Origin of the sequence: Amycolatopsis sp. WAC 01416, from assembly GCF_003947485.1 — a bacterium.
In the GTDB taxonomy this organism is placed as follows: Bacteria; Actinomycetota; Actinomycetes; order Mycobacteriales; family Pseudonocardiaceae; genus Amycolatopsis.
Genome location: NZ_QHHX01000004.1, coordinates 547517 through 573306 on the forward strand (window position 1 = coordinate 547517; position 25790 = coordinate 573306).

The 25790-nt window shown below is 68.5% G+C and carries 27 protein-coding genes; 14 read left to right on the forward strand and 13 right to left on the reverse strand.

The annotated features are described in order from the left end of the window. The first annotated feature begins 150 nt into the window (after positions 1–150). Entirely contained in the window at positions 151–1479 is a 1329-nt protein-coding gene (gene ftsY, locus DL990_RS16295) for a signal recognition particle-docking protein FtsY (RefSeq protein WP_125786551.1), read from the forward strand. Between the two features lie 72 nt (positions 1480–1551). Here ftsY and DL990_RS16300 read toward each other — a convergent pair whose 3' ends face one another. Continuing rightward, positions 1552–2328, reverse strand: a complete 777-nt coding sequence (locus DL990_RS16300) for an IclR family transcriptional regulator (protein ID WP_125786550.1) — start codon at positions 2326–2328, stop codon at positions 1552–1554. Positions 2329–2450: 122 nt separating this feature from the next. Between DL990_RS16300 and aceB the strand changes: the two genes are divergently transcribed. From aceB to DL990_RS41265, 3 genes are all read left to right on the forward strand, one after another. Beyond that, positions 2451–4028 (forward strand): malate synthase A, encoded by a 1578-nt coding sequence (gene aceB, locus DL990_RS16305; RefSeq protein ID WP_125786549.1) that lies wholly within the window; start codon positions 2451–2453, stop codon positions 4026–4028. A gap of 4 nt (positions 4029–4032) precedes the next feature. Continuing rightward, positions 4033–5229 carry an aldolase/citrate lyase family protein gene (locus DL990_RS16310; protein ID WP_125799165.1) on the forward strand — a complete coding sequence of 399 codons (1197 nt, stop codon included), beginning with the start codon at positions 4033–4035 and terminating at the stop codon, positions 5227–5229. Positions 5230–5366: 137 nt separating this feature from the next. Next, entirely contained in the window at positions 5367–5519 is a 153-nt protein-coding gene (locus DL990_RS41265; protein ID WP_158632627.1) for a hypothetical protein, read from the forward strand. On the opposite strand, the gene DL990_RS16315 is transcribed toward DL990_RS41265, so the two are convergent. Next, positions 5503–6255, reverse strand: a complete 753-nt coding sequence (locus DL990_RS16315; RefSeq protein WP_125799166.1) for an ABC transporter ATP-binding protein — start codon at positions 6253–6255, stop codon at positions 5503–5505. The two genes, DL990_RS41265 and DL990_RS16315, sit on opposite strands and share 17 nt — an antisense overlap. Positions 6256–6327: 72 nt before the next feature. Here DL990_RS16315 and DL990_RS16320 point away from each other — a divergent pair, with 72 nt between their 5' ends. After that, positions 6328–6957: a TetR/AcrR family transcriptional regulator gene (locus DL990_RS16320; RefSeq protein ID WP_125799167.1), complete on the forward strand. Its 630-nt coding sequence runs from the start codon at positions 6328–6330 to the stop codon at positions 6955–6957. A 540-nt stretch (positions 6958–7497) separates the two neighbouring features. Here the strand turns inward: DL990_RS16320 and DL990_RS16325 are convergent. The 5 genes from DL990_RS16325 to DL990_RS16345 form a co-directional block, all read right to left on the reverse strand. Next, positions 7498–8757, reverse strand: coding sequence for an HNH endonuclease signature motif containing protein (locus DL990_RS16325; RefSeq protein WP_125799168.1), 1260 nt, complete (start codon positions 8755–8757; stop codon positions 7498–7500). A gap of 128 nt (positions 8758–8885) precedes the next feature. After that, positions 8886–9371, reverse strand: a complete 486-nt coding sequence (locus DL990_RS16330) for a GNAT family N-acetyltransferase (RefSeq protein WP_125799169.1) — start codon at positions 9369–9371, stop codon at positions 8886–8888. Positions 9372–9380: 9 nt separating this feature from the next. Further along, positions 9381–9986 (reverse strand): DsbA family protein, encoded by a 606-nt coding sequence (locus DL990_RS16335; RefSeq protein ID WP_125799170.1) that lies wholly within the window; start codon positions 9984–9986, stop codon positions 9381–9383. A gap of 36 nt (positions 9987–10022) precedes the next feature. Further along, complete coding sequence (locus DL990_RS16340) at positions 10023–10505, reverse strand: MarR family winged helix-turn-helix transcriptional regulator (RefSeq protein ID WP_125786544.1); 483 nt, start codon at positions 10503–10505, stop codon at positions 10023–10025. 1 nt (position 10506) lies between these two features. Then, a complete protein-coding gene (locus DL990_RS16345; protein ID WP_125799171.1) occupies positions 10507–11928 on the reverse strand; it encodes a PucR family transcriptional regulator ligand-binding domain-containing protein in 1422 nt (473 codons plus the stop codon). A gap of 136 nt (positions 11929–12064) precedes the next feature. Here DL990_RS16345 and DL990_RS16350 point away from each other — a divergent pair, with 136 nt between their 5' ends. From DL990_RS16350 to DL990_RS16380, 7 genes are read left to right on the forward strand one after another with little or no spacing between them, the layout of a single operon-like run. Further along, positions 12065–12934, forward strand: a complete 870-nt coding sequence (locus DL990_RS16350) for a xanthine dehydrogenase family protein subunit M (RefSeq protein ID WP_125799172.1) — start codon at positions 12065–12067, stop codon at positions 12932–12934. Next, positions 12925–13395 carry a (2Fe-2S)-binding protein gene (locus DL990_RS16355; RefSeq protein ID WP_125786541.1) on the forward strand — a complete coding sequence of 157 codons (471 nt, stop codon included), beginning with the start codon at positions 12925–12927 and terminating at the stop codon, positions 13393–13395. Before DL990_RS16350 ends, DL990_RS16355 begins: the two co-directional genes overlap by 10 nt. Beyond that, positions 13392–14741, forward strand: a complete 1350-nt coding sequence (locus DL990_RS16360) for an 8-oxoguanine deaminase (RefSeq protein WP_125799173.1) — start codon at positions 13392–13394, stop codon at positions 14739–14741. The genes DL990_RS16355 and DL990_RS16360 overlap by 4 nt, the downstream gene beginning before the upstream one ends. After that, a complete protein-coding gene (gene pucD / locus DL990_RS16365) occupies positions 14738–17020 on the forward strand; it encodes a xanthine dehydrogenase subunit D (RefSeq protein WP_125799174.1) in 2283 nt (760 codons plus the stop codon). Before DL990_RS16360 ends, pucD begins: the two co-directional genes overlap by 4 nt. A gap of 33 nt (positions 17021–17053) precedes the next feature. Then, the gene (locus DL990_RS16370) at positions 17054–17548 is read left to right on the forward strand and encodes a nucleoside deaminase (RefSeq protein ID WP_020630619.1); all 495 of its coding nucleotides are present in this window, start codon (positions 17054–17056) and stop codon (positions 17546–17548) included. Positions 17549–17584: 36 nt separating this feature from the next. Then, the gene (locus DL990_RS16375; protein WP_125786538.1) at positions 17585–19027 is read left to right on the forward strand and encodes an NCS2 family permease; all 1443 of its coding nucleotides are present in this window, start codon (positions 17585–17587) and stop codon (positions 19025–19027) included. After that, a complete protein-coding gene (locus DL990_RS16380; RefSeq protein ID WP_125799175.1) occupies positions 19018–19389 on the forward strand; it encodes a gamma-glutamylcyclotransferase in 372 nt (123 codons plus the stop codon). The genes DL990_RS16375 and DL990_RS16380 overlap by 10 nt, the downstream gene beginning before the upstream one ends. A 59-nt stretch (positions 19390–19448) precedes the next feature. Here the strand turns inward: DL990_RS16380 and DL990_RS16385 are convergent, their stop codons facing one another. Both DL990_RS16385 and DL990_RS16390 read right to left on the reverse strand, forming a co-directional pair. Beyond that, positions 19449–20138 (reverse strand): hypothetical protein, encoded by a 690-nt coding sequence (locus DL990_RS16385; RefSeq protein ID WP_125786536.1) that lies wholly within the window; start codon positions 20136–20138, stop codon positions 19449–19451. 102 nt (positions 20139–20240) lie between these two features. Further along, positions 20241–20792 carry a TetR/AcrR family transcriptional regulator gene (locus DL990_RS16390; protein WP_125786936.1) on the reverse strand — a complete coding sequence of 184 codons (552 nt, stop codon included), beginning with the start codon at positions 20790–20792 and terminating at the stop codon, positions 20241–20243. Positions 20793–20938: 146 nt separating this feature from the next. On the opposite strand from DL990_RS16390, the gene DL990_RS16395 reads away from it, so the two are divergent. Both DL990_RS16395 and DL990_RS16400 read left to right on the forward strand, forming a co-directional pair. Next, on the forward strand, positions 20939–21937 hold the full coding sequence (locus DL990_RS16395) for an SGNH/GDSL hydrolase family protein (RefSeq protein ID WP_125799176.1): 999 nt from the start codon (positions 20939–20941) through the stop codon (positions 21935–21937). Between the two features lie 114 nt (positions 21938–22051). Continuing rightward, on the forward strand, positions 22052–23557 hold the full coding sequence (locus tag DL990_RS16400) for an alpha/beta hydrolase (RefSeq protein ID WP_125799177.1): 1506 nt from the start codon (positions 22052–22054) through the stop codon (positions 23555–23557). On the opposite strand, the gene pucL is transcribed toward DL990_RS16400, so the two are convergent. Genes pucL through DL990_RS16420 form a run of 4 tightly spaced genes read right to left on the reverse strand, consistent with a single transcriptional unit; the run spans position 23554 to position 25779 of the window. Next, positions 23554–24432 carry a factor-independent urate hydroxylase gene (gene pucL, locus DL990_RS16405; RefSeq protein ID WP_125799178.1) on the reverse strand — a complete coding sequence of 293 codons (879 nt, stop codon included), beginning with the start codon at positions 24430–24432 and terminating at the stop codon, positions 23554–23556. The genes DL990_RS16400 and pucL overlap by 4 nt on opposite strands. 6 nt (positions 24433–24438) lie before the next feature. Then, positions 24439–24756, reverse strand: coding sequence for a hydroxyisourate hydrolase (uraH, locus tag DL990_RS16410; RefSeq protein ID WP_125786532.1), 318 nt, complete (start codon positions 24754–24756; stop codon positions 24439–24441). Next, positions 24753–25244, reverse strand: coding sequence for a 2-oxo-4-hydroxy-4-carboxy-5-ureidoimidazoline decarboxylase (gene uraD / locus DL990_RS16415; protein ID WP_125786531.1), 492 nt, complete (start codon positions 25242–25244; stop codon positions 24753–24755). Before uraD ends, uraH begins: the two co-directional genes overlap by 4 nt. Before the next feature lie 58 nt (positions 25245–25302). Continuing rightward, positions 25303–25779 (reverse strand): helix-turn-helix domain-containing protein, encoded by a 477-nt coding sequence (locus DL990_RS16420; RefSeq protein ID WP_125786530.1) that lies wholly within the window; start codon positions 25777–25779, stop codon positions 25303–25305. Between the last annotated feature and the right edge of the window lie 11 nt (positions 25780–25790).

The following is a 25790-nucleotide window of genomic DNA, read 5'->3' on the forward strand; positions in this document are numbered from 1 at the left end:
GGAGTGGTCTAGCCGTCGGTCCTGAGATCGCGCAAGCCGGACCGTTTCTTCTTGTCCGAAATGAGTCCTATCCAGTGGATGCTTGACAAGATCGGCTTCCTTCCCGTGGGGCGTCTGAACGCGACGGTATGCGGATGCGAGGATGGCGCCGTGTCGAGTACCCCCTGGTTCTGGATCGTTGTCGTTGCCGTCGTGGTCCTGGTCGCCGTTCTGGTGGCCGGGCTGTTCATCGCGCGCCGCCGCCGGATCAGCCTGGACGAGTCCAAGGCTGCCGATGTCGTCGAGAAGCCGAAGGGTGGCGGCTATACCGCGACAGGCGGGATCGCGCTCGCCCCCGGCGGCGAGAAGACCGAAGAAGCCGAAGTGGCCGAGGAACCCGGGCACCCGGTCGAGGATCGCCCGGAGACCGACGGCCAGCCCGCCGTCGGGGACGACGCGTCGGTGCCGAGGGATTCCGCGCAGCGCACGGTGCGCGACATCGAACTTCCCGAACCGGCCGAGGAAGCGGCGCCCGCTCCCGCCCCCGTGCCCGCCGAGGAGATCGCCCCGGCCGCCGGACGGCTGGAGCGGCTGCGCGGCAGGCTCGGCAAATCCCGTTCGATGTTCGGGCAGAGCCTGCTCGGCCTGCTGGGCGCCGGCGACCTCGACGAGGACTCCTGGCAGGACGTCGAAGACACACTGCTCATGGCGGACCTGGGCGCCGCGACGACCACCGAGATCGTCGAGCGTCTCCGCGAGGAGCTGAAGCGCCGCGCCGTGCGGACCTCCGAGGAAGCGCGCACGGTGTTGCAGGAGGTGCTGACCTCCGCCCTGTCGACCGACGCGGTCCGGGCCGTTCGCGCGCTGCCGCACACCGTCGACGGCGTGAAGCAGCCCGCCGTCGTGCTGGTCGCCGGTGTCAACGGCACCGGCAAGACCACCACCACCGGCAAGCTCGCCCGCGTGCTCGTCGCGCAGGGGAGCACCGTGGTGCTCGGTGCGGCCGACACCTTCCGCGCCGCCGCGGCGGACCAGTTGCAGACGTGGGCCGAGCGCGTGGGCGCGGAGGTCGTCCGCGGCAAGGAAGGCGCGGACCCGGCGGCGGTCGCGTTCGACGCCGTCAAACGCGGTATCGAAGCCGGTGTGGACGCGGTCCTGGTCGACACCGCCGGCCGTCTGCACACCAAGACCGGCCTGATGGACGAGCTCGGCAAGGTCAAGCGAGTCGTCGAGAAGCAGGCGAAGGTCGACGAGGTGCTGCTGGTGCTCGACGCCACCACCGGGCAGAACGGGCTGATGCAGGCCCGCGTGTTCTCGGAGGTCATCGACGTCACCGGCATCGTGCTCACCAAGTTGGACGGCACGGCGAAGGGCGGCATCGTCTTCCAGGTGCAGCGCGAACTCGGCGTGCCGGTCAAGCTGGTCGGTCTCGGCGAGGGTCCGGACGACCTGGCGCCGTTCGAGCCGGGCGCGTTCGTCGAGGCCTTGCTCAGCAGCTAGTCATGTGACATGAAAGGCCCCTTCATTGCGAAATTTGCAATGAAGGGGCCTTTCATGTCGCGTGCGCCGGGCTCAAACGGTGACCCCGTCCCGCGAAAGGGTCGAGCCGAGCGAGTTCGCGATCCGCTGGACGACCGGCGCGATCCGCTCGACGGCCTCCATCGTGAGCCGTCCCGAAGGCCCGGACACCGAGACCGCCGCCGGCACCGGTGCGCCCGGGACCGCGACGGCCACGCAACGGACGCCCAGTTCCTGCTCCGCTTCGTCGAGCGCGTAACCCTGCTGGGCGATTTTCGCCAGCTCGCGCAGGAGCGCGTCCTGATCGGTGAAGGTGTGCTCGGTGTAGGAGGGCATGCCCGTCCTGGCGAGCAGCGCCGTGACGTCGTCGGACGGCAGGTGCGCGAGCATCGCCTTCCCGACGCCGGTGCCGTGCGGCAGGAGACGCCGTCCGACCTCGGTGAACATCCGCATCGAGTGCTTCGAGGGCACCTGCGCGACGTAGACGACCTCGTCGCGCTCCAGGACCGCGAGGTTCGCGGTCTCGCCGACCTCGTCGACCAGTTCCGCGAGCAGCGGCCGGGCCCACGAGCCGAACTGCATGCTGGCGTTCTCACCCAGCCGGATGAGCCGGGCGCCCAGCGCGTACCGGCGGTTGGTGTTCTGCCGGACGTAGCCCAGGTCCACCAGCGTCCTGATCAGCCGGTGGATGGTCGGCATCGGCAGTCCGGACAGCGTCGCCAGCTCCGAAAGGCTGGCCTCGCCACCGGTGTCCGCGAGATGCTCGAGGAGCTCGAAGGCCCGCTGAAGGGACTGGACGCCGCCGTCGCGCCCGTTCTTCTCCGCTGCCACCGTGGTACTCCTTACGTCTGCGTTGAGGTTCCGCTATGCAGAAACTATAGTCCGTCATGTAAAACCGTAGGGACGTCTTGTATTAGGGATGTCACTGTTTATCCGAACTCGGGGTGTTACTCATGTCTGAAGCTCAGGTGCTCGGCGATCCGGTCGAGCGCGGGGACGAAATCCTCACGCCGGAGGCACTCGCCTTCCTCGCCGGCCTGCACGAGGCCTTCGCCGCCCGCCGCGACGAGCTGCTGCAGGCCAGGGGCAAGCGCCGCGAGGAGGCAAGGACCACCGGCAAACTCGACTTCCTGCCCGAGACCAAGGAGATCCGCGAAGGCGACTGGCAGGTGGCCGAGGCCCCGCCCGCGCTGCGCGATCGCCGCGTCGAGATCACCGGTCCGACCGACCGCAAGATGACCATCAACGCGCTGAACTCCGGCGCCAAGGTCTGGCTCGCCGACCTCGAGGACGCCAACACACCGCACTGGGCGAACGTCGTCTCCGGCCAGGTCAACCTGTACGACGCGGTCCGCGAGACCATCACGCTGGAAAGTGGCGGCAAGAGCTATTCGCTGAAGGACGACGTCGAGCACGCGACCATCGTCGTCCGCCCGCGCGGCTGGCACCTCGACGAGCGTGGCCTGTCCTTCGGCGGACGCCAGGCCGTCGGCGCGCTGGTCGACTTCGGCCTGTACTTCTTCCACAACGCGCAGGAGCTGCTCAACCGCGGCAAGGGCCCGTACTTCTACCTGCCGAAGATGGAGAGCCACCTCGAAGCGCGGCTCTGGAACGACGTCTTCACCCACGCGGAGAAGACGCTCGGCATCTCCCACGGCACCGTCCGCGCGACCGTGCTGATCGAGACCATCCCGGCCGCGTTCGAGATGGAGGAGATCCTCTACGAACTGCGCGAGCACGCCTCCGGCCTGAACGCCGGCCGCTGGGACTACCTGTTCAGCGTCATCAAGTACTTCCGCGACGCGGGCGAGAAGTTCGTGCTGCCGGACCGGAACTCGGTCACCATGACCGCGCCGTTCATGCGCGCGTACACCGAACTGCTGGTGCGCACCTGCCACAAGCGGGGTGCGTTCGCGATCGGCGGCATGGCCGCGTTCATCCCGAACCGCAAGGACCCGGAGGTCACCGCGGCCGCGCTCGACAAGGTCCGCGCCGACAAGAGCCGTGAGGCTGGCGACGGCTTCGACGGTTCCTGGGTCGCGCACCCCGGCATGGTGGACATCTGCCGCGAGGAGTTCGACAAGGTCCTCGGCGACAAGCCGAACCAGCTCGACCGCACCCGCGACGAGGTGTCCGTCACCGCCGACCAGCTGCTCGACGCGGCTTCGACGCCGGGTGGCGCCACCGCTGCCGGTCTGCGCGCCGCCGTCGACGTCGGCATCCGCTACATCGCCTCCTGGCTTGGCGGGAACGGCGCGGCCGCCATCCACAACCTGATGGAGGACGCGGCGACCGCGGAGATCTCGCGTTCGCAGGTGTGGCAGTGGGTGCGCAACGGCACCCGGCTCGACACCGGCGACAAGGTCACCGAAGAGCTGGTGCGCGGCGTTTTGACTGAAGTTCGTCAAGAACTGGCCGCCGAGATCAAGCCGGAACTGCTGGAGCCCGCCGTCGAGCTGTTCGAGCAGGTCGCGCTCGCCGACGAGTTCCCGGACTTCCTGACCCTGCCCGCCTACGAACGGATCAAGTAGACAGATGGGGAACGGGCGGCTCACCGAAGACGTTTACACCGCCGCTGACGCGCGCCTCGCCGAGGCCGATGCGCGCGTCGCGGCCAAATATCCCGGTGAGCCGCCCGGCCGCCAGCCCGTGCACACCGTGTACGTGCCGGCGTCGCAGTACAAGACGCGGCTCGTGGCGGACTGGGGCAAGCAGGCACTGCGGGTCTTCGGCGAGCACGCCGATCAACTGAACTTGGACGCGGACATCGCCGACCGGGTCCGGACCAAACTCCTGACCGAGCCGATCGAGGATCTGCGGATCGACTTCGAAGACGGCCTCGGCAGGCCGGGCGACGACGAGGAGGACGCCACCGCGCTCGCCGCGGGACGGACCCTCGCCGTCACGGGCGGGACACCGTTCGTCGGCATCCGGTTCAAGAGCTTCGAACAGGCGACCCGCCGTCGCGGCATCCGCACGCTCGACCTCTTCCTTGCCGGGTTGCTGGAAAGCGGGCCACTGCCGGACGGTTTCGTCGTCACACTGCCGAAGGTGACCGCTGTCGAGCAGGTCGAAGTGGCGGCGGATATCTTGGAGCGCCTCGAATCCGCGTATGGCCTGCCCGAAGGCACGCTGCGGTTCGAGGTCCAGATCGAGACCGCGCAGTCCATTGTGGACCTCGACGGGACGGTGGCGGTGCCGCGGATCATCGAAGCCGCTCGCGGCCGCTGTTCGGGCCTGCACTACGGGACCTACGACTACAGCGCCGGACTCGGGATCAGCGCCGAGTACCAGAGCATGGAGCATCCGGCCGCCGATTTCGCCAAGCAGCTCATGCAGGTCTCGGCCGCGGGGACGGGCGTCCGCCTCTCGGACGGCTCGACGAACAAGTTGCCCGTCGGCGACGCGATCCTCCCCGCCTGGCGCGAACATCTGCGGCTGGTGCGGCGATCCCTGGAACGCGGCTTCTACCAGGGCTGGGACCTGCACCCGCACCAGCTGCCGACCCGGTTCGCCGCCACCTACGCGTTCTTCCGCGAGGGTTTCCCAGCGGCACTGGGCCGATTGCGGGACTACGCGGACCAGACCGGGCGCGGGGTCCTGGACGAACCTGCGACCGCTCAGGCTCTGGCGAGTTTCCTGTTGCGGGGTCTGGATTGCGGGGCCGTGGACGTGGGGGAGCTTTCGTTCACCCGGTCCGAATTGGACGGTTACGCGCGGCGGACCGTGTGACGCGGAGGTGAGAAGCGGACTGTGTGGATTTTGGTGGCAGGCGTTCCCTCAGCCGCTGCTCCGCCCTTCCCGCCTCAGTCCGTCGGCAGCGGGCCGGGTCTTCCCCGGCGGTGCACGGACCTCGCGACGAGCGCGGCATGGCGAGCTGGCCCGCGATCGTCCCGGCCGTCACTCCCGCGGGGAAAGTGCCGGAACCACCTGAGTTCGTGGACGCGGAACTTCGCGCGGGCAAGCAGGTCGTGCTGCGGGATCCGGACAGACAGGACCAGCTGGTCAAGATCTTCCTTTGAGTGCACCGTGATAGGTCGCGAGTACCTCGTCCAGTGAGCCGCGCGCGCGGATCCCGCCCTCGTCCATCCAAAGGGCTGTGGAGCACAGTTCCCGCAGCAGTTCGTCGGAGTGCGAAGCGAACACCAGCACCCCGGAGCGGCGGGCGAGATCGACCAGCCGTTCGCGGGCCTTGGCGAGGAACGCGGCGTCGATCGCGCCGAGCCCCTCGTCGAGGATGAGGATCTCGGGGTCGATGGTGGTCACCACGCCGAGCGCGAGCCGCACCCGCATGCCGGCGGAGTAAGTGCGCAAGGGCAAGTGCAAATAGTCGCCGAGTTCGGTGAACTCGGCGATGTCGTCGACCCGTTTCGCCATCTCCTTGCGCGACATGCCGAGGAACAGGCCCCGGATCAGGATGTTCTCGTGGCCCGAGACCTCGGGATCCAGCCCCACGCCGAGGTCGAACACCGGTGCGATCCTGCCGACGACCCGCGCGCTACCCCGCGTCGGTTCGTAGATGCCGGACAACAACCGCAGCAGAGTGGACTTCCCGGCGCCGTTGTGCCCGACCAGGCCGACCCGGTCGCCGTGGCTCAGTGACAGCGAGATGTCCCGCAGGGCCTCGATGATCGGGACCTTCGCGTCGGTGCCGATGTTGCCGCCGACCTTGCCGAGCACCTGTTTCTTCAGTGACCGGGTCTTGGCGTCGAAGATCGGGAAATCGACGTAAGCGCCCTCTACCTCGATGCTCACCATGGCGCAGCCTCCTTGTCGAGAAAATGCGAACGCAAGTTATCATTCGCATTCGGGTGCGGTAACGTGCACCCGGTGAGCCAGCCATCCGTCGATCAGGGCTTTCGCCCGCCCCAGCAGGCCCGGAGTCGAGAGTCCCTGCAGAAGGTGCTGGCCGCGGCGGAGCACGTACTGGCGGCCCAAGGGATCGAGGAGTTCACCGTCGGAGCCGTCGCCGAGCAGGCGGGGATGTCGGTGGGCACGATCTATCGCCGGTTCGTGGGGAAGAACCAGCTGCTGTACGCGGTCAAGGATCAGTTGCTCGGGCAGTTGGAGGCCGGTGTCGGCGAAGCGCTTCGCTCCGCGGAGCCCGGCTTGAACGGTGTCGTGGGCGCGTTCACACAGGCTTTGGCGCGGACCTTCGCCCGGCACGACCGGATCTTCCCTGAACTGCTCGACAGCCAGCGCGCCGAGGGACGCGAACGTGGTCTCCGAGCGCTGGCCACCATCCAGCGCGATTTCGTGGACGCGGCTGAGCCTTGTCTCGGGGAGATCCGCCGCCCCGACGGGGAGCGGGCAATCCGGATGGTGAGCCGGACGATCATCGGATCGTGTGTGCACCGGGCCGCCAGCGGCCGGTACTGGTCCGATGACTTGAGCTGGGACGTTTGGGCGAGTGAGACGACCGAGATGGCGTTGGCTTACCTGGGGTCGGAGTCTGTTTAGTGCGGTGTCCTTCAGGGCGGCCGCGTCCAGCGGTTCCGCATTTAGTCCTCTCGATGCGGTGGATGCGGGACTGTGTGGATCTCGGTGCGCTGGATGACCCGAAATCCACACGGTCGTGCGTGATCGGTCCGGTCACGCGGATCGTGAGTGGTGATTCGGTCAGGGCTTTCTGCTGGCCACGGAACGGGAACCTCCCCGCGAGTCTCAGCGGTACCGGCAGTCACAATCTGAGCGCGTGAAGGGGCCTTTCCTCGGCTGAGCCGAGGGAAGGGGGCCTTCACGCGCTCTCGAGTACGTGAAGGACCCCTTCCTGTACTTGGGCGCGAGGAAGGGGTCCTTCATGTACTTCGAGCGGGCGGAGGTGGGCCTCGCTCGGGAGGCTCGCCACCTCCAGCGCGGCTGCGCTCGCGAGCTTTCTGTCGTGAGGTGAGGGCGCGCTGCGCCTAAGCAAGGGCCGCCGGAACACGCTCCCTTGGCCTACTGTTGTTCGCTGGGCATGGCGAGGGGCCCGTCGCCGGTGTGGCTGGCGGGCTCCTCGGGTCAGACGTGGGCGTGGTGGAGGGTGTTGCGCCGGGGTTTCTGTAGCGGATCTCGGTATTGGGGTGGGATGAACTCGGGTAGTCCGTCGGCGGCCATGTGGACTTGCCAGTCGCCGTGGTGGATCAGCCGGTGGTGGAATCCGCAGAGCAGTACGAGGTTTCGGAGGTCGGTGGGGCCTCCGTCTGCCCAGTGGTGAATGTGGTGGGCGTGGCAGTTCTTGGGCCGCCGATGACAGCCGGGGAACGCGCATCCGCCGTCCCGGATGTTCAACGCGCGTCGTTGGCCGGGGGTGACGAACCGTCGCAGCCGTCCCACGTCGAGGGGTTCTCCGGCGGCGCTCATGACGACCGGCAACATGAGGCAGTCGCAGGCGGCAAGTCGGGCTTCGCGGGCGGTCATGGTCCCGACGAAGTCCAGGCAGGCGGTGCCGAGGCCGGTTTTGAGTGCGTCGAGTCCGATGGTGACCTGCAGCAGGGTGCGGTAGCCGCTGGTCCCGGGCTGGTCCGGGCAGGCGATCGCCAAGCCCAGGATGTCGACCCACGCATCACCCATGCGTTCGCATTTCATCCGCAGATCGGCTTGGCCGAACTCGTCCACCGGGCGTGGTTGCGCATACGCCTCCAAAGCCGCCGCGGTGCGGGCACCCGTCTCATCATCGAGAAGACCGGTCAGTTTCCAGAACCCGTCCTTACGGCGCTCCAGCGTGATCTCCCGGCGCGGCTCAGTAGGTTCGGGATCTTTCGGTTCGTTACCGTCCGGGTCCAGCCACGCGAGCAGGTTCGCTTCGGCGTCCACCAGCTGGCGGGGACCGGCGTCGCGGGCGAGGGTGGCGAGGATCTTCTCCGCACTCACCCGATCCTCAACAGAAGTCTCGGCCGGGAGCTTCTTCAAGATCTCCAGGATCTGATCGATCCGCTCATCCCCGACCAAACCCTCGGCGGCCACCGCGGCGGTGGCGGGCGCGACAGCAGGAACTTCGGTGCCGTCCAGAGCACGCGTGGGGTTCAGGGCGATGGCCCGGTTTACTACCGCACGCGCCTCACCGACCGATAATCCTGCTATATCGGCGAACCAGTTGGCCGTGCGGCCATAGCCGTACAGGTCTTTGACGCCCCGAGACTCGACCTCCGCCAAGAACTGCCCCAACCCGGCGGTAGCCATCCTGATCACCTGCAACGACTGCTGCACACCGTGGGCAAGCTCCAGCTTGCCGGCGCGCCACAGTTCCTGCGGCAACTCGGGAAGGAAAGTCTCGGACACCCCACAATAATACCGCAAAACAATCGAACAAGCGTTCGTAATTTTAGGCAACCGCCGAAACGACACATTCGCCACTGAAGAGTGAACCATCAGGAATTACTCACTACCGCGCGCAGCGGCGCAATTAGTCACCTAATTGCGAAACTCTTCGCGTAACGCAGACAGGGCACCGAAATCAGCCCATCCGGGCCGGAAATCCGGTTGTCGAACTCGCCTTCGTCACTCCACCCGCACCGCTCGTAAAACCGCCGCGCTCGGGCATTCCCCGGCGCCACCGCGAGCCAAGCGCGCGAATGGCCGCCCGTGCTCACCAGTCGTTCGGCTTCCGCGAGCAGCACGCCCGCCACTCCGCTCCCGCGATGGTCCGACGAGACGTAGACCTGTTCGACCTCGTCGCCGACGACCATGACGAATCCCGCCACCTCGCCGCTCACCAAAGCCATGGTCGTGTCGCCGACCCGTTCCGCGGCCCGTTTCCAGAACGACTCACGGGTGCGGATGCGGACGAGCTCGTCGGGCACGTTGCCGAGGTGGCCGTCCTGCCAGCCGTGGTACCAGATCTTCGCGACGGCGTCGGCGTCCGCGGGTGTCGCCGGTCGAAGTGTCGAAGGCATGCTCGGAGTTTAGGAAACCAGCGCGCCGATCCGCCGCTCCACCTCGTCCGCGCTCGCGTTCCCGGCGACCAGCGTTACCACTCGTTCCCCAGGAAGGTCGGCGAGCAAGGTCGGGTATCCGGTGACACCCAGTTCTCGCGCCCGCCGGAAATCGTCCGCCGCGGAGACCCGGTCCAGCGCGGCCTCGACGGCGTCGCCGTCCAGGCCCGCCCGCTGCGCGACCACGCGGTAGGTCGAGACCTCGGACAGGCTCAGGCCGTCGAGGTAGAAAGCCTCCTGTAGCAAGGCCGCGAGCCGTACCGCGCGGTCCGGCGCGACCTCGCGCAGTGCCGCCATCCCGCAGGCGGCGGCCTCGGAGTCCATGACGAAGTCGCCGTCCGCGATGAGCCGTTCGTAGCTTTCCCCGAACGGCGCGCCGGTCCGGCGGGTGATCTCGGCGTTGGCTCCTTGGACGTAGCCGAATTGCCGGATCGGTACGCGGCGCCCGCCGAGGAACAGGCCGCCGGACACCACTTCGACCGGCAGGTCCGGATGCCGGTGCGCGACGTCGGCCATGGTCCTGGCGAAGCCGTAGGACCAGCCGCAGTACGCGTCGAAGACATAGATGAGTCTCATGTCGAGCTTCAACGATGCCTGACCAGTCAGGTATTCCTACCGGAGCTTGGGGAGTGCGTCACGTGCCGAATGGCTCAGCGTCCGCAGATCCTGGGTGAACTGTTCGCGATGATCGGCGGGCAGTGGGTCGAGGAACTGCCGCTGGATGTTTTCGACGTGCACTCGCGCGGCCCGCACGGTCGTCTCCTCGCCCTTGCCCGTCAGCCGGACGAGTTGCACGCGGCGGTCTTCGGGATCGTTGGCGCGGACGACGAGGCCGAGCGTCGTCATCCGGTCGACCAGCCGGGTCGCGCCGCCGGTGGTCAGCACCTGCTCCTGCGCGATCGCGCGCATGCTCATCCCTGCCTCGCCGGACCTGCCGACGATCAGCAGGACTTCGAACATCAGGTGCGAGATCCCGCATTCGGCCTCCAGTGCGCGGCCGAGCAGGTATTCGAGCCGGTTCGCCGCGCCCATCATCCGCCCGAAGGCGACGACTCGCGGGTCGTAGGCGGCTTCTTTCGCCGTGGTGATGCCCATTTCAGCTCCCTGCCGACAAGGCCAAATAGACGTCGAGCTGTTCGGTGAACTCGGTCAGGTCGGTGCCGAGCAGTTCGCTCGCCCGGCCGATCCGGTACCGCAAGGTGTTGACGTGGACGTGCAGCGCCCGCGCGGCCCGCGTCGGGGAGCCGGAGCATTCCAGGAAGACGCGCAGGGTGTGCACCAGATCGGTGCCCTGTTCGGCGTCGTAGCTCAGCAGCGGGCCCAGTACCCGTCGCCGCAACGCCGCCCGGAGATCGTCGGGCGCGCCCGCCAGCAGCAGCCGGTGCATGCCGATCTCGCCGCCGGGGACGACTTCGATCGTGCCGGGCCGTTCCGTCGCGACGGCCAACGCGTAGCGCGCGACCTCCTTCGAGCCTCGCAGCATGGAGACCGGGGAGCGGTCGCTGATCCCGATCAGCACCCGGCGGCACGGCAGCAGTGACGCCACTTCTTCGAGTGTGGTGGTCACTGTCGCGGGCCAGTCCTCCGGCCATTCGCCGTCGTCCTCGGCCACGGCCCAGGTCGTTTCCCCCGCGGGCCCGACGAGGGCGCCCGGCGGCAGTAGTTCGGTGAGGATCCCGCGTGCCGCTTCGGATCCCTCGGTGCGTGCGACGACGACGCGCAGATCGCCGCGCAGCCCGGTCGCGGTCAGCGCCGCGTGCGGATCGCTTCCCTCGTCGAGTGCGGCGAGCAACGGTTCGAGCACCCTGTCGGTGACGGCGCGGACCTCGTCCGCCCGCGTGCGCGCGAGCCCGATCAGTCCGGCGAGCTCCTCGGCGATCTCCGCCTGCGCGGCGGTCAGCGGCCCGCCGATCGCGAGCAGCCACGGCAGCGCGTGCCTGCCGCCGATCGGCCGCACGGTGACGTCGTCCGTCTCCAGGGAACGTCCGCCCGCCGCGACGAACCGCCGCACCAGATCCGACGGCGTCCCGGCGGGCACCACCCGGCACGGGAGGCCGATCTCCGCGTGTGCCCGCTCCAGCAGCGTTTCCACCGACGCGTCTTCCGTCGCGGCTGAAAGCAAACGTTTGCGAGCACCGTCCGCGGCCGCGGCCAACGCCAGCACCACCCGTTCGGTGACCACGGAGAACGACAGATCCGCCGGCACCTCCAGCAACGGAATCCCGTGCCGCGTACAGGCTTCGACGAGGTCTTCGGGAATTCCGTCGGAATCGGCTCCGGAAGCCGCGAGCGCCGCCGCCCCGGCCTTCGCCAGCGCGGCGACGAAAGCCTCCGAATCACCCGGCCCGCGCCACCACAGCAACCCGCTCAGGACGAACTCGCCCGCCGACACGTACCGCCCGGGATCGGGCAGTTCCGTGACGTAGATCCGGGACACCGGACGGTCGAGCAAAGCCGTCCCGGCGCGGACGCGCAAGCGCAGCCCGGGGAGCGCGAGCAGAGTTTTCACGGTCGTCATCAGGTTTGTAGGAAAGCACAAAACGACAGGTGTGTGCAGGGGAGATTTCATGCTTCGGCACCGTTGCCGCCATACGGGCGCAGGGCGTCTACTGAGGCAGCCGTCACAGAACACCGCCGAACCGAGGAGCCCGAGAGTGGATTTCCTGCGCCCCAGCTCGCTGACCGAGGCGCTCGCCGTCAAGGCCGAGCGACCCGACGCGGTGCCCATCGCGGGCGGCACGGACGTCATGGTGGAGCTCAACTTCGACCACCGCCGCCCCGGCGCGCTGCTCGACCTCAACCGCGTCACCGAACTCGCCGAGTGGACCAAGGCCGACGGCAGGATCCGCCTCGGCGCCTCGGTGCCCTACGTCCGGGTGATCGCTGAGCTGGGTGAAGTTCTGCCCGCGCTGGCCATGGCCTCGCGCACGGTCGGCTCGCCGCAGATCCGCAATCGTGGCACCGTCGGCGGCAACCTGGGCGCGGCCTCGCCCGCCGGTGACACCCATCCCGTGCTGCTCGTACTCGGAGCCGAGGTCGAGGCCGCGTCGGTGCGAGGCACGCGGAGGATCCCGGCCGAGGAGTTCTACCTCGGCGTCAAACGCAACGCCCTCGAACCCGACGAGCTGATCACCGCGGTACATCTGCCCGCCGAGATCGGCCCGCAGCAGTTCGCCAAGGTCGGGACGCGCAACGCGATGGTCATCGCGGTCTGCTCGTTCGCGCTGGCGCTGCACCTCGACTCCCGCGAGATCCGCGCCGCCGTCGGTTCGGCGGCGCCGACGCCGCGTCGCGCGACCGCCGCCGAGGAGTTCCTCGCCGCCGAACTTCCCTGGTCCACCAAGGCTTCCCTCACGGATTCGGTCAAACGCCGGTTCGGCGAGCTGGTCTCACAGGCGGCGTCGCCGATCGACGACGTCCGCGGCAGTGCCGACTACCGCAAGCACGCGCTGTCCGTCCTGGCGCGGCGAACGCTGACCTGGGCGTGGAACGACTTCCAGAAGGGTGAACGCGAGTGCGCGTGAACGTGACGATCAACGGTGAGTCCCGCCAGGCCGACGACGTCTGGGAGGGCGAGAGCCTGCTCTACGTCCTCCGCGAGCGGCTCGGGCTCCCGGGCTCCAAGAACGCCTGTGAACAGGGCGAATGCGGTTCGTGCACGGTGTACCTCGACGACGTCCCGGTGTGTTCGTGCCTGGTCGCGGCCGGTCAGGTCGAGGGCCGGGAGGTCCGCACGGTCGAAGGACTCGCCGACGGCGACAAGCTGGACCGCGTCCAGCAGTCCTTTGTGGACGCGGGGGCCGTCCAATGTGGTTTCTGCACGCCCGGCCTCGTGGTGGCCGCGCACGATCTGCTCAACCGCGTCGAGAACCCCGCGGATGAGGAGATTCGCGAGGCGCTGGCAGGGAACCTCTGCCGGTGTACCGGCTACGAGAAGATCCTCGACGCCGTCCGGCTGGCCGCGACCAGGGGAGAGACCACGTGAAGACCGTCATCGAGAACGCCGCGATCGCCACCGTCGACGGAGCGGGCACCGAGCACGCCTCGGGTCACGTCGTCATCGAGAACGACCGCATCGCGGCGGTCGGCTCGGGGAAGGCGCCCGACGGCGAGTACGACGAACGCGTCGACGGCTCCGGATGCCTGGTCACGCCCGGTCTGATCAACACCCATCATCATCTCTACCAGTGGGCCACGCGCGGCCTCGCCGCCGACCACACCCTCTTCGAATGGCTCGTCGCGCTGTACCCGATCTGGGGCAGGCTCGACGCCGAGATCACGCACGCCGCCGCGGCGGCGGGTCTCACGCGCCTCGCGACCACCGGCTGCACCACCGTCGCCGACCACCACTACGTCTTCCCGCGTGACGGCGGCGACCAGGTCGAAGCGCTCGCCGCCGCCCGGATCCGCGTCGGGGTGCGACTGCACGTGGTGCGCGGCTCGATGGACCGGGGCGAGTCCCAGGGCGGGCTCCCGCCGGACAACCTCGTCGAGGAGACCGAGGCCGCGCTGCTCGGCACCGAAGCCGCGATCGACCGGTTCCACGACAGGTCCGCCGGCGCGCATCTGCAGATCGCGGCCGGTCCGTGCTCGCCGTTCTCGGTGAGCGAGCGGCTGATGACCGGCGCGGCGGAATTGGCGCGCCGCAAGGGGGTCCGGCTCCACACGCACCTCGCCGAGACGGTCGACGAGGAGAAGCAGTGCCTCGCCGAAGTCGGCTGCACGCCCGCGGAGTACGCCGACAAACTCGGCTGGCTCGCCAGTGACGTCTGGCTCGCGCACTCGATCCACCTCGCCCCGGACGCGATCCGGCGGCTGGGCGCCACCGGCACCGGCGCGGCGCACTGCCCGACGTCGAACGGGCGGATCGGCGCCGGGATCGCGCCGGTCCGGCAACTGCTCGACGCCGGGGTCGCGGTCGGGCTGGGCGTAGACGGCGCCGCGTCCAACGAATCCGGTGGTCTCGGCGAGGAACTGCACCAGGCGCTGTTGCAGGCGCGGCAGCGCGGAGGACCACGCGGGCTGACCACGCGGGAAGCGCTGTGGATGGGCACGATGGGCGGCGCGCGCTGCCTGGGCCGCGAGAAGGACTTGGGCTCGATCGAGGTCGGCAAGCTGGCCGACCTCGCTGTCTGGAACCTGAACGGCCTGAACTACGCCGGGATCACCGACCCGGTCGCCGCCTTGGTGCTCGGCACGACTCCGCCGGTCGAGCGGCTGTACGTCGGCGGCGCGACCGTCGTCGACGGGGGAACGCTGCGCGAGGAATCCGAAGACGAGATCGCACGCGAGCTGGCCGTGGCCAGCGCGCGGCTGAGGGAGACGGTATGACCACCACTGAAGTCTCCAAGCAGACCACCGGCAACGGGGTGGGGACGAGTCCGCAGCGGCCCGACGGCACGGTCAAGGTGCGCGGCGAATTCGCCTACTCCTCGGATCTGTGGCACGAGGACATGCTGTGGGGTGCGACGCTGCGCAGCCCGCATCCGTACGCGCGGATCACCGGGATCGACATCACCGAAGCCCTTGCCGTGCAAGGTGTCTACGCGGTGCTGACCCATGAAGACGTGCCCGGCGTGAACAAGTACGGCCTGGAGCACTCCGACCAGCCGGTGCTCGCCGTCGACGTCGTGCGGTATGAGGGCGAGCCCGTCGCGCTCGTCGCCGCGGACCACCCCGAGACCGCTCGCCGAGCGATGAAGCGGATCAAGGTCTCCTACGAGGTCCTCGAACCGGTGACGGATTCCGAGAAGGCCGCCGCCGGCGAAGGCGCCGAGCTGCACCCCGGCGGGAACGTCGTGCGGTACGCGAAGATCCGGCACGGCGACCAGTCGGTGAAGGCCGACGTCGTGGTGTCCGGGGTCTACGAGGTCGGCATGCAGGACCAGGCCTTCCTCGGCCCCGAGTCCGGTATGGCGATCCCGGACACCGAAGGCGGTGTCGACCTTTACGTTGCCACGCAGTGGCTTCACGTCGACCAGCAGCAGATCGTCGCCGCGCTGGGGCTGCCCAAGGACAAGGTGCGGCTGACGCTCGGCGGGGTCGGCGGCGCGTTCGGTGGCCGCGAGGACCTCTCGATCCAGGTTCACGCGTGTCTGCTGGCGTTGCACACCGGCAAGCCGGTCAAGATGGTCTACAACCGCGAGGAATCCTTCTACGGCCATGTGCACCGCCACCCGGCGAAGATGTACTACGAGCACGGCGCGGACAAGGACGGCCGTCTCGTCTACGTGAAGGCGAAGCTGTACCTGGACGGTGGCGCGTACGCCTCGTCGACCGGCGCGGTGGTGGCGAACGCCGCCACGCTCGGTGTCGGTCCGTACAATGTGGACAGTGCTTCGGTCGACTGCTGGGGCGTGTACACCAACAACCCGCCCTGTGGCGCGATGCGTGGTTTCGGCGCCGTGCAGGCGGGTTTCGCCTACGAGTCTCAGATGGACAAGATCGCCGAAGCCTGTGGCCTCGACCCGGTCGACATCCGGATCCGCAACGCGATGGCCGAAGGCAGCGTCATGCCGACCGGTCAGATCGTCGACTCGGCCGCCCCGGTCGCCGAACTGCTGGAACGTCTGCGCGCGAAACCGCTTCCTGTCCAGGACAAGGTTCTCGACCTGCGCCGCATGCCCGGCGGCGTTTCCAACACCACCCACGGCGAGGGCGTCGTCCGCGGTGTCGGATACGCGGTCGGCATCAAGAACATCTGCTTCTCCGAGGGCTTCGATGACTACTCGACGGCCCGCGTCCGGCTGCAACTCGTCGGCGGCGAACCCGCGGCGACCGTGCACACCGCGGCCTGCGAGGTCGGCCAGGGCCTGGTCACGATCATGCAGCAGATCGTGCGGACCGAACTCGGCATCGAGCAGGTGACGATCCTGCCGATGGACACCACCATCGGCAACGGCGGTTCGACGTCGGCCTCCCGGCAGAGTTACGTCACCGGTGGCGCCGTCCAGGCCGCTTGCGTCGCGGTGCGATCCGGGCTGCACAAGCATCTCGCGGGCAGGCTCGACGCGAACGGGAAGCTGAACGTCGTCGGGAACAAGGTCGTTTCGGCCGACGGCAGTGTGCTCGCGGACCTCGCCGACGTCCTCGGCGACGAGGTCTTCGACGAGACCGTGGAATGGCGCCACCGTCCGACCGCGCCCATCGATCCCGAGACGGGACAAGGGAACGCGCACGTCCAGTACGGCTTCGCGGCACACCGCGCGGTCGTGGACGTCGACACCGAACTCGGGCTGATCAAGGTCGTCGCGCTCGACTGCGCGCAGGACGTCGGCAAGGCGCTCAACCCGCAGGCGGTGCTCGGCCAGATCCAGGGCGGCTCCGCGCAGGGGCTCGGGCTCGCGGTGATGGAGGAGATCCAGATCGACGGCGGGAAGATCCGCAACCCGTCGTTCACCGACTACCTGATCCCGACCGTGCTGGACATGCCGCCGATGGACATCGACGTGCTGGAACGGCCCGACCCCAACGCGCCGTATGGTCTGCGCGGGGTCGGTGAACCGCCGACGATCTCGTCCACCCCGGCGATCGTCGCGGCCATCCGCGCGGCCACCGGGCTGGCGCTGCCCCGCGTTCCGGTGCGCCCGGAACACCTCACCGGCACCTGACAATCCGTACTTTTTCGAACTAGGAGCACATCCGTGGGTACCCGTCTGTCCATTTCGGAGTCCGACGAGCAGAAATGGCTCGCCGAAGCCGTCCAGCTGGCCACCACGAACGTCGAACGCGGCGGCGGCCCGTTCGGCGCGATGATCGTCCGTGACGGTTCGGTGCTGGCCACCGGCACCAACCAGGTGACGCCGACGCTGGACCCGACGGCGCACGCCGAGGTGGTCGCGATCCGCGCGGCCTGCCAGGCGATCGGCGACTACAAACTCGACGGCTGTGTCCTCGTGACCTCCTGCGAGCCCTGCCCGCTCTGCCTTTCCGCCGCGCTGTGGGCGCGTGTCGGCAAGGTCGTCTACGCCGCGGACCGCCACGACGCGGCCGAGGCGGGCTTCGACGACCGCGAGTTCTACGACCTCTTTTCCCGCCCGCGCGAGACCTGGTCACTACCCGTCGGCCAACTGTCCCTTCCGGACTCTTTCGCGCCCTTCCAGGCCTGGCTGTCGAAACCCGACAAGAAGGCCTACTGAGCAAATCTTCCCGCCCCACAACGTTGTGGAGTAGGCATGACCCAATTAGGTACAGAGCGTCCCCCGCTGCCCTCGCCCGAGCCGGGGCGGCTGTCCGGGCTCGACCGCTGGTTCAAGATCTCCCATCGCGGCAGCACGATCGGCCGCGAGGTGCGCGGCGGGATCACCACCTTCGTCGCGATGTGTTACATCGTGTTGCTCAACCCGCTCATCCTCGGCGCGTCGGCCGACATCACCGGCGCCCGGCTGAGCACCGAGGCGATCACGACCGCGACCGCGCTGGCGGCGGGGGTCACCACGATTCTGATGGGACTGGTCGGCAACGCGCCGCTGGCCCTCGCGGCGGGCCTCGGTGTCAACGGGGTCGTCGCCTTCCAGATGGCTCCGGCCATGACGTGGGCGCAGGCCTTCGGGCTCGTCGTCCTCGAAGGCTTCTGCATCGTGTTGATGGCCGTTTCCGGTATCCGGGAACGGATCATCAACGCGATCCCGATGGCGCTCAAGGTCGCGATCACCGTCGGCATCGGGCTCTACATCGCGCTGGTCGGCCTGGTCAGTGCCGGCTTCGTGACCCGCACACCGGACGCCGCCCAGTCGACGGTGCCGGTGCGGATGGGGATCGCCGGCCATCTGGAGGGCTGGCCGATCGCGATCTTCTGCCTCGGGCTGCTGCTGATGATCGTGCTCGTGAGCCGCGGCGTACCGGGCGCGGTGCTGATCAGCATCGCGGTCGCGACCGGGCTCGCGGTGCTGGTCAACAGCGTGTTCCACGTCGAGGGCTGGGGACTCGTCGAACCCAAGGTGCCCGACCAGGTCGTGGCGCATCCCGATTTCAGCCTGCTGGGCGACATCGATCTCTTCGGCGGATTCGGGTCGGCGGGCGCGGTGACGGCGGCGGTGTTCCTGTTCACGCTGGTGCTTTCCGGATTCTTCGACGCGATGGGCACGATCACGTCCGTCTCGGAGGAGGCGGGGCTGGTCAAGAACGGCAAGGTCGAGGGGATGGGCCGGATCCTGCTGGTCGACGGCGCGGGCGCGCTCGCCGGCGGCGTCACCGGATCGGCGCCGAACACGGTGTTCCTCGAATCGGCCGCCGGTGTCGGCGAAGGCGCGCGGACCGGACTGGCGAGTATCGTCACCGGCGGGCTGTTCACCGCCACGCTGTTCCTGACCCCGATCGCGGCCGTCGTCCCGGCGCAGGCCGCGGCACCCGCGCTGGTGGTCATCGGCGGCATGATGATGGCGCAATGCCGCCGGATCCCATGGCAGGACCTGGACTTCGCGATCCCGGTGTTCCTGACCATCGCGTTGATCCCGTTCACCTACTCGATCACCAACGGGATCGGCGCCGGACTGGTCGCGTACGTGCTGATCAAGATCTGCAAGGGCAAGATCCGCGAGATCGGCTGGATCCTCGGGATCCTGGCCGCGGTGTTCGGGGTGTACTTCGGGATCGAAGGGATCATGTCGTGGTTCTGATGTTCCTCAACGGCGGCGGGATGCGCGGCGGACCGCTGCACGAACAGTTGCAGGGCGCGCCGTTGTGCTGCGTGGCCCGGTCCGCGCCCAAATACCGCTACTTCTCCGTGGGCGACCGGTTCCCGGCGATGTACGAAGGCGGCTCCGCCTCCGTGGTCGGCGAGGTCTACGACCTGCCGCTTTCGGTGTTGCGGGACCACCTGGTCCCCGCCGAGCCGCCGGAACTGGAGCTCGGCGTCGTCGAACTGGCGGACGGCGCGGCCTGTCTCGCGACCGTCCTGCGTTCGTCCTTTGTGGACTCCGCCGAGCTGACGGACATCTCCTCCGTCGGCGATTGGCGGGCTTACCTCGCGTCCCGCTAGTGATCCGTGAAGGCCTCCTTCCCTACCTTGAGAGTAGGGAAGGAGGCCTTCACGGAACGTCACAGCACGAAGACGAGATTGCTCGCCGCCGGGTGGAACATCTCGGGCGCACCCGCGTAGAAGGCCCGCCAGACACCGGGTTTGCGGTGCTCGGCCGAAGTCGCGAAAGCCCAGGTGGTGCCGTTCCACGTGGCCTCGACCGTCGCCGCCGTGGTCCAGCGGTAGGTGGCGAGTGAGAAGTACTGGAGGTCGACCGGGATCGGGTTCGCGGTGTAGCGGCCGGGGAACTCGATCGTGCCGGACGCGGTCACGGCCTTGTCCGCGCCACGGCCCGCCGCGAACGACGTGATCGCCGAGGGATGGAGCACGACGATCTTCGAGGTGTCGGCGCGCGAGCTCGCGATCGACGGGTCGGTGGAGAAGAAGTCGGCGTGGTAGTTGCCGGTGCGGATCGGCGTCAGCGTCGCGCTGTAGACACCGGTGGCGTCGGTGACCGGCTTGGCCTGAGCCTCGCCGCAGAAGCCGTTGAAACAGAACGAGATCCCCACCTCGGCGCCCGCGATCGGCGTGGCGTCGGCCTTGGTGAGCTTCCCGGAGATCGTGACGCTCTCCCCGGCGTCGATCCGCGTGCTGCCGGTGGTCGTGGTGAGGGTGGACGGCTGGACTTCGGTGGCGGACGCGGGTACGGCGCCCGCGGTGAGCAGTGCGGCGGCGGCGATGGTGCCGATCACGAGCTTCCTGATGATCATGTGCTCCCCAAACGGATTTCGGCTTCTGTGACCGCTAGGTCGGCCGGAAGTCGTTGCCCGTTGCGGGAAGAACCCGGTGTTCAGCAGTCCGCCGTCGGTGCTTCACGCAGCCGGGAGCAATGTGCGCGCCAAGGCGACGGACGACAGCCCCGCGACCTCGAGTGCTTCGGTGTCACGCAGCGATCGGCTCAGCACGAACGCGCCTTCGAGGCTGTTCACCAAAGCGATCGTGAGTTGCCGGGCGGCCGCGGGTTCGAGGCCGTACTTGCCCAGCTTCTCGGCCCCGGTCTCGATCCACGCCGTGAACACGTCGGCCGTCGCGATCCGCAGCTTCTCGTTGGTGCTGGCGACCTCGAGCGCGACCGTCGCGATGGGGCACGCGTCGGCGTAGTCGGTCGCTTTCAGTGTCTCGGCCGCGCTGGCGAAGCACGCCTCGATGCCGTGGACGAGGTCCGGTTCGTCGGCGAAGAAGATCTCGAACAGCGCGAGGTACATCATCCCCGAGGTGCGGATGACCTCCTCGCCGAGCTGTTCTTTGCCGCCGGGGAAGAAGTGGTAAAGCGAGCCGAAGGGCGCTTTCGCGGCTTCGACGATCTGCTTCACCCCGGTGCCGGTGTACCCGTTCCGGCGGAGCAGTTCGGCGCCGGCGTTCACGATGCGTTCCCGCGTTCCAGTCACGCCTCCATGATAGAGCGTTCTATCTAACCCCTGAAACGTGAAAGATGCTCACATCTATTGTGGACGGCGGTGGGAACTTGCCAGGATCGGCCGGTAGTCCAACGACGGATCACGAGGTCGCCATGCGCCGTACCGCCCGACTTGTCCTCGCCACGCTGCTGGCTGTCCTCTCGCTAGCGAGTTTGGGCACACCCGCGAGCGCCGCCGAGACCCCGTCCTTCCGCAAGTACGTCGCTCTCGGCGACTCCTACACCGCGGGCCCGCTGATCCCGTGGCAGCAGGCGAGCTGGTGTTTCCGGTCGAACAACAACTATCCGGCCTGGCTCGCCACCAAGCTCGGGCTCTACTACGAATCAGGCGCCTTCACCGACGTCAGCTGCTCGTCGGCGGACACCACGAACATGACGAAACCGCAGGTGGTGCCTTCGCCGAGCCTGGCGCTCGCCAGCGCGCCGCCGCAGTTCGACGCGCTGACCCTGGACACCGACCTGGTGACCATCGGCATCGGCGGCAACGACTACGGCGTCTTCGGCAGCCTCATCGGCAAATGTCCTGAGCTGCGCGACAGCGATCCGACCGGCTCGCCGTGCAAGGACCACTTCACGATCAACGGGACCGACACCCTGCTCGCGGCGATCGAGAACACCCGGCGGAACCTCGAACGCGTCGTCAAGGGCGTCCGGGAACGTTCGCCCGCCGCCACGATCGTGCTGGTCGGGTACCCGCGGATCGTGCCGCCGACGGGTTACTGCCCCAGCGTGGTCCCGTTCGCCGACGGTGACTACGCCTGGGCCGACGAGGTCGAGCGCGCGCTCAACAAGGCCGTGTCGACGGCCGCCCGCAAACAGGGCGCCCGCTACGTCGACACCTACGGGCCGAGCCTCGGGCACGACGCCTGTTCGGGTGATGCGGCCTGGGTGAGCGGCAAGACCACCGATCTGTTCCGGGCGGTGGCCTACCACCCGTACGCGGCGGGCATGAAGGCCGAAGCCGACCTGATCTTCAAAGCGCTAGGCGGGACCACCGCGGTGTCCACGAAGGCCCCCGACGCGCGGAACGTGACCACCGCGGACGAACTCCAGCGCAAGGCCGCCGCGGCGGGACTTGTGCCTCGGACCTAGCCGTCCCTCGATCCTTGGTTCACCTTCCGGCGCTACCTGCGGTCGATGTTCGCCCGGTGTGCCCGGCCCTAGCGTCGTGAGCCGTTGGGAAACCAAGGAAGAAGGGGGAAGTGCATGAAGCGGTTCTTGGTCGCCGGGTTGCTCCCGGTGATCGTGGGCGGGCTGCTCGCCGGAGCCACACCGGCTTCGGCGGGCGTCCCGGCTCACTACGCCGACCAGAAGCTGGCGTGGGTCCCCTGCGCCGAATCGGACCTGATCTCGTTGCCGCCGGGCACCGACATCAGCGGGCTCGAATGCTCGACGTTCCGCACGCCCCGGGACTGGGATCGTGCGGACGAGCGGCAGGACCTGACCATCGCGGTCAGCAGGCTGAAGGCCACCGGGACCTCGACGGCCTCGCTGCTCACCAACCCGGGCGGGCCGGGCGGCGCCGGCCGCTGGCAGCCGACGATGTTCCGCGGGCAGGAGAAGCTGCGCGAGCACCAGGACATCATCGGTATCGACGTGCGCGGGACCGGCAAGAGCACGAACGTCACCTGCCGGGGCACGGCCGGACTGATCCGGCAGCTGGATCCTCGCGACCGGGATCCGCGCAATCTGAACCAGATCCTGGCCAACGCCGAACACGTGGCCAGGTCCTGCCAGAGCGCCGGCGGCGAACTCGGGCCGCTGATCACCACGTACCAGACGATCAGGGACTTCGATCTGCTCCGCGACCTGCTCGGCCGGGAGAAGATCAACTGGGTCGGGTATTCGGGCGGCACCTGGCTGGGCGCGCACTACGCGCAGCAGTTCCCGCAGCGGACCGGGCGATTCGTGCTGGACTCCTCGACGGAGTTCACCACGGACTGGCAGAAGACGTTCGACCGGCAGCCGGTCGGCTTCGAGCGGCGCTGGCGGCAGGACTTCCTGCCGTGGATGGCGCGGTACGACGCGAAGTACCACTTCGGCACCAACGGCGAAGAGGTCCGGCAGAACTACGAGCGGGTCCGCTACGCCTTGTCCCGCAACCCGCTGGACGGGAGCGGGCCGATGGAACTCGACACCGCCATCATCTACATGCTGTACAAGAAGGCGACCTTCCCGGCGCTGGCCGACCTGCTGGTCAAGATCCGGGACGCGATGGAGAACCCGGGGGCGAAGGCCGAGGCCAAGGCCGCCGTCGAGGCGGCGGGTGACCACCCCGACGCGCAAGACGCCACCTTCTGGAACACCCTCTGTGGTGAGGGACGTTTCATCGGCACCCGCGAGTCGCTGATCCGCGCTTCGCAGCGGAACCTCGACCGAGGTCTGCTCCTGGCGGGTGGCGGCACGCTGAACGCCTCGGTCTGCCTGTTCTGGGACAAGGAACCCCGTCCGCTGCCGAAAATGGACGGCAAGGGGGTCCCGCCGGTGCTGATCGTGCACTCCGAGCACGATCCGGCCACGGCGATCGAGGGCGCCCGGAAGGCGCACGCGGGGTTCGCGAACTCGCGGATGCTGACCGTGACCGGTGAGGGTGACCACGGGCTCTACGCCGACGGGAACCCCAAGCTGGACGAGATCGTGAACGCGTACCTGGTCGACGGGATCGTCCCCGCCGACCAGAGCGTCCCCGGTATGCCGCTGCCCGTGCCCTAGAAGGTGGCGAGGGTGTGCCAGGCCAGGCCTGGGTCCTCCGCGTCATCGCGGAGGACGACACCCTCGATGAGGCCGTACGGACGGTCGGCGGCGTAAAAGACCTCGTTGTCGTTCTTCAGCCCGAACGGCGACAGGTCCACCAGGAAGTGGTGCTTGTTCGGCAGTGAGAGCCGGACTTCGGCGACCTCTTCGCGTTCCTTGAGCACAGCCTCTCCCATCGCGTACAGCGTCTGCTGCAGGGAGAGGCTGTGCTTGTCCGCGAAGGTCTCCAGCAGGATCCTCCGCACTTCGGCGTGGCTCGTGGCCCAGTCGATCCCGTCGCCCTGGTAGCGCCAGCGCGCGGTCACGGCGGTGGCGAGGATCCGGTCGTTCGTCTCGGCCAGCGTCGTGTACTCGTCGCGAGGGAAGCCGTGGAACTCCGAGCCGGTCGACTTGAGCACCACGAGATCGTCCAAACCGGACACCACCCAGGCCTGGTCGCCCTGAACGGTCACCGCGGTCGTGCGCTTTTCGCCGCCCGCCTCGGAGAACGCGTGGTCGTGGCCGGAGATGCGGTTCCAGCCGTGTTCGTCGATCAGGATCCGGGCGCCGGTGATGTGCTGATTCGAGCCGACGAAATGCCGCCCGAGTCGCAGCGCGAAGTCCTCGATCTCGCCGACGGGCGCCTCCTTGGCGAAGGCGTACACGGTGTTCTTCTGGGTGTCGGTCGCGACGACGTCGGCGTTGTCGCCGGTGAGGTGTGTGGCCGCGAGGTCGCCGCGCAGCGACGTCGAAACGGTGAGGTCTTTGAGGTGGTGGACGGTGCCTTCGCGCCGGACGGTGACGAGCCGGACTTCGGCCTTGCCGTACTGGTTGGGGCCCAGGGTGATGGCCACGGGCGATCAGCTCCCTCGATAGGTGGAATAGGCGAACGGGCTCAGCAGCAACGGCACGTGGTGGTGCTCGGTCCCGTCGGCGATGCGGAAGGTCAGGGTGACTTCGGGGAAGAAGGAGTCCGGGCCGAGGTGGGCGCCGGTGTCGAAGACCAGCCGGTACACCCCGGGTTCCAGGGTTTCCGGGCCGAGGTCGCGGATCCGGCCGTCGGCGTCGGTCCGCCCTTCGGCGACGGGTTCGCCCGCGCCGGTTTCGAGGCGGACCCCGACGCCCGCCGCGGGCCGTCCCGCGGCGGTGTCGAGGATGTGCGTGGTCACGAGGCTCATGCCGTCACCGCCTTCTCCAGCCGCAGCGCGGCGATCCTGGCCAGCTCTTGGCCGGCCACTTCGAGTTCCTTCTCGGGGTCGTTCGAGAGCCTCGAACGCAGGTTTTCCAGCAGTTCGGCGCCGCTCCGGCCGCTCGCGCAGACCAGGAAGACGTGCCCGAACGTCGCCTCGTACTCGGCGTTGGCCGCGGCGAACTCGCGCGCCGCGTCACCGTCCACACCGGACTGTTCCGAGCGCGACCAGCCTGCCTCGGTGCTCGCGCCCCCCGCTTTCTCCCCGATCCGGGGATGGGCGGCCATGGCGCGCCGGACCTCTTCGGGACGCAACGGGGTGAGCGTCTCCGCCGTGGCGAGCAGCGCGGCGAGGTCGGCGTACGGACGCCTGGCCAGCAGGGTTTCCACCCAGCGCGGGACGTCGAGGCAGGCTGTCAGCGCCGGCCGGACGTCCTGAGCGGGAGCCTGGTTGAACTCTCGAATGGTGAGCGGCACGGGAACCGACGGTACGGCGGCGCTTCCACCGCCGTCAACATTTTGTTGAAACAGCTCTTCATTCTTGGTCTCGGTTGAGGTAGTTGTAGACCGTGAACCTCGTGACCCCCAGTGCTTCGGCGACGGTCGACACCGATTTGCGGAGGCCGAACGCGCCGCGTTCCTTGAGCAGTCGCACCGCGCGCTGCTTGGTGGCGCGGTCGAGGGTGTCGAGTTTGCCGCCGAGTTCGCGTTCGACGTCGCCGATGAGCCGGGCGAGCGCACTGTGCAGTTCGACCGCGGGCTCGCTCTTGTCGTCGCCGACCTGCCGGAGCTGGAGGGTCACGCGGGTGGCGCCGCCGTTCAGCGCCGCCCTGGCGATGGCGGGAAGCGCGTCGAGGAGGGTGTCGGCATCGCCGCGGACGAGGGTGCCGAGCGGGCCGAAGTCGGCGGACAGACCCGCGTCCTCCGCGGTGTCGCGGGCTTTGACGGCGTGTTCGGGTGGCGGGCCCTCGCCGTGGAACGGTTCGCTGGTGAACTCGGCTTCTAACTGCACCCAGCGAAGGT

Excerpts from the sequence above, each read along its gene's own strand:
- pucD (WP_125799174.1), top strand. The coding sequence starts at position 14,738 with ATGACCACCACTGAAGTCTCCAAGCAGACCACCGGCAACGGGGTGGGG.
- DL990_RS16375 (WP_125786538.1), top strand. The coding sequence starts at position 17,585 with ATGACCCAATTAGGTACAGAGCGTCCCCCGCTGCCCTCGCCCGAGCCG.
- DL990_RS16345 (WP_125799171.1), bottom strand. The coding sequence starts at position 11,928 with ATGACGACCGTGAAAACTCTGCTCGCGCTCCCCGGGCTGCGCTTGCGC.
- aceB (WP_125786549.1), top strand. The coding sequence starts at position 2,451 with ATGTCTGAAGCTCAGGTGCTCGGCGATCCGGTCGAGCGCGGGGACGAA.
- DL990_RS16340 (WP_125786544.1), bottom strand. The coding sequence starts at position 10,505 with ATGGGCATCACCACGGCGAAAGAAGCCGCCTACGACCCGCGAGTCGTC.
- DL990_RS16400 (WP_125799177.1), top strand. The coding sequence starts at position 22,052 with ATGAAGCGGTTCTTGGTCGCCGGGTTGCTCCCGGTGATCGTGGGCGGG.
- DL990_RS16335 (WP_125799170.1), bottom strand. The coding sequence starts at position 9,986 with ATGAGACTCATCTATGTCTTCGACGCGTACTGCGGCTGGTCCTACGGC.
- DL990_RS16395 (WP_125799176.1), top strand. The coding sequence starts at position 20,939 with ATGCGCCGTACCGCCCGACTTGTCCTCGCCACGCTGCTGGCTGTCCTC.
- DL990_RS16330 (WP_125799169.1), bottom strand. The coding sequence starts at position 9,371 with ATGCCTTCGACACTTCGACCGGCGACACCCGCGGACGCCGACGCCGTC.
- DL990_RS16315 (WP_125799166.1), bottom strand. The coding sequence starts at position 6,255 with ATGGTGAGCATCGAGGTAGAGGGCGCTTACGTCGATTTCCCGATCTTC.
- uraH (WP_125786532.1), bottom strand. The coding sequence starts at position 24,756 with ATGAGCCTCGTGACCACGCACATCCTCGACACCGCCGCGGGACGGCCC.
- DL990_RS16310 (WP_125799165.1), top strand. The coding sequence starts at position 4,033 with ATGGGGAACGGGCGGCTCACCGAAGACGTTTACACCGCCGCTGACGCG.
- DL990_RS41265 (WP_158632627.1), top strand. The coding sequence starts at position 5,367 with ATGGCGAGCTGGCCCGCGATCGTCCCGGCCGTCACTCCCGCGGGGAAA.
- DL990_RS16385 (WP_125786536.1), bottom strand. The coding sequence starts at position 20,138 with ATGATCATCAGGAAGCTCGTGATCGGCACCATCGCCGCCGCCGCACTG.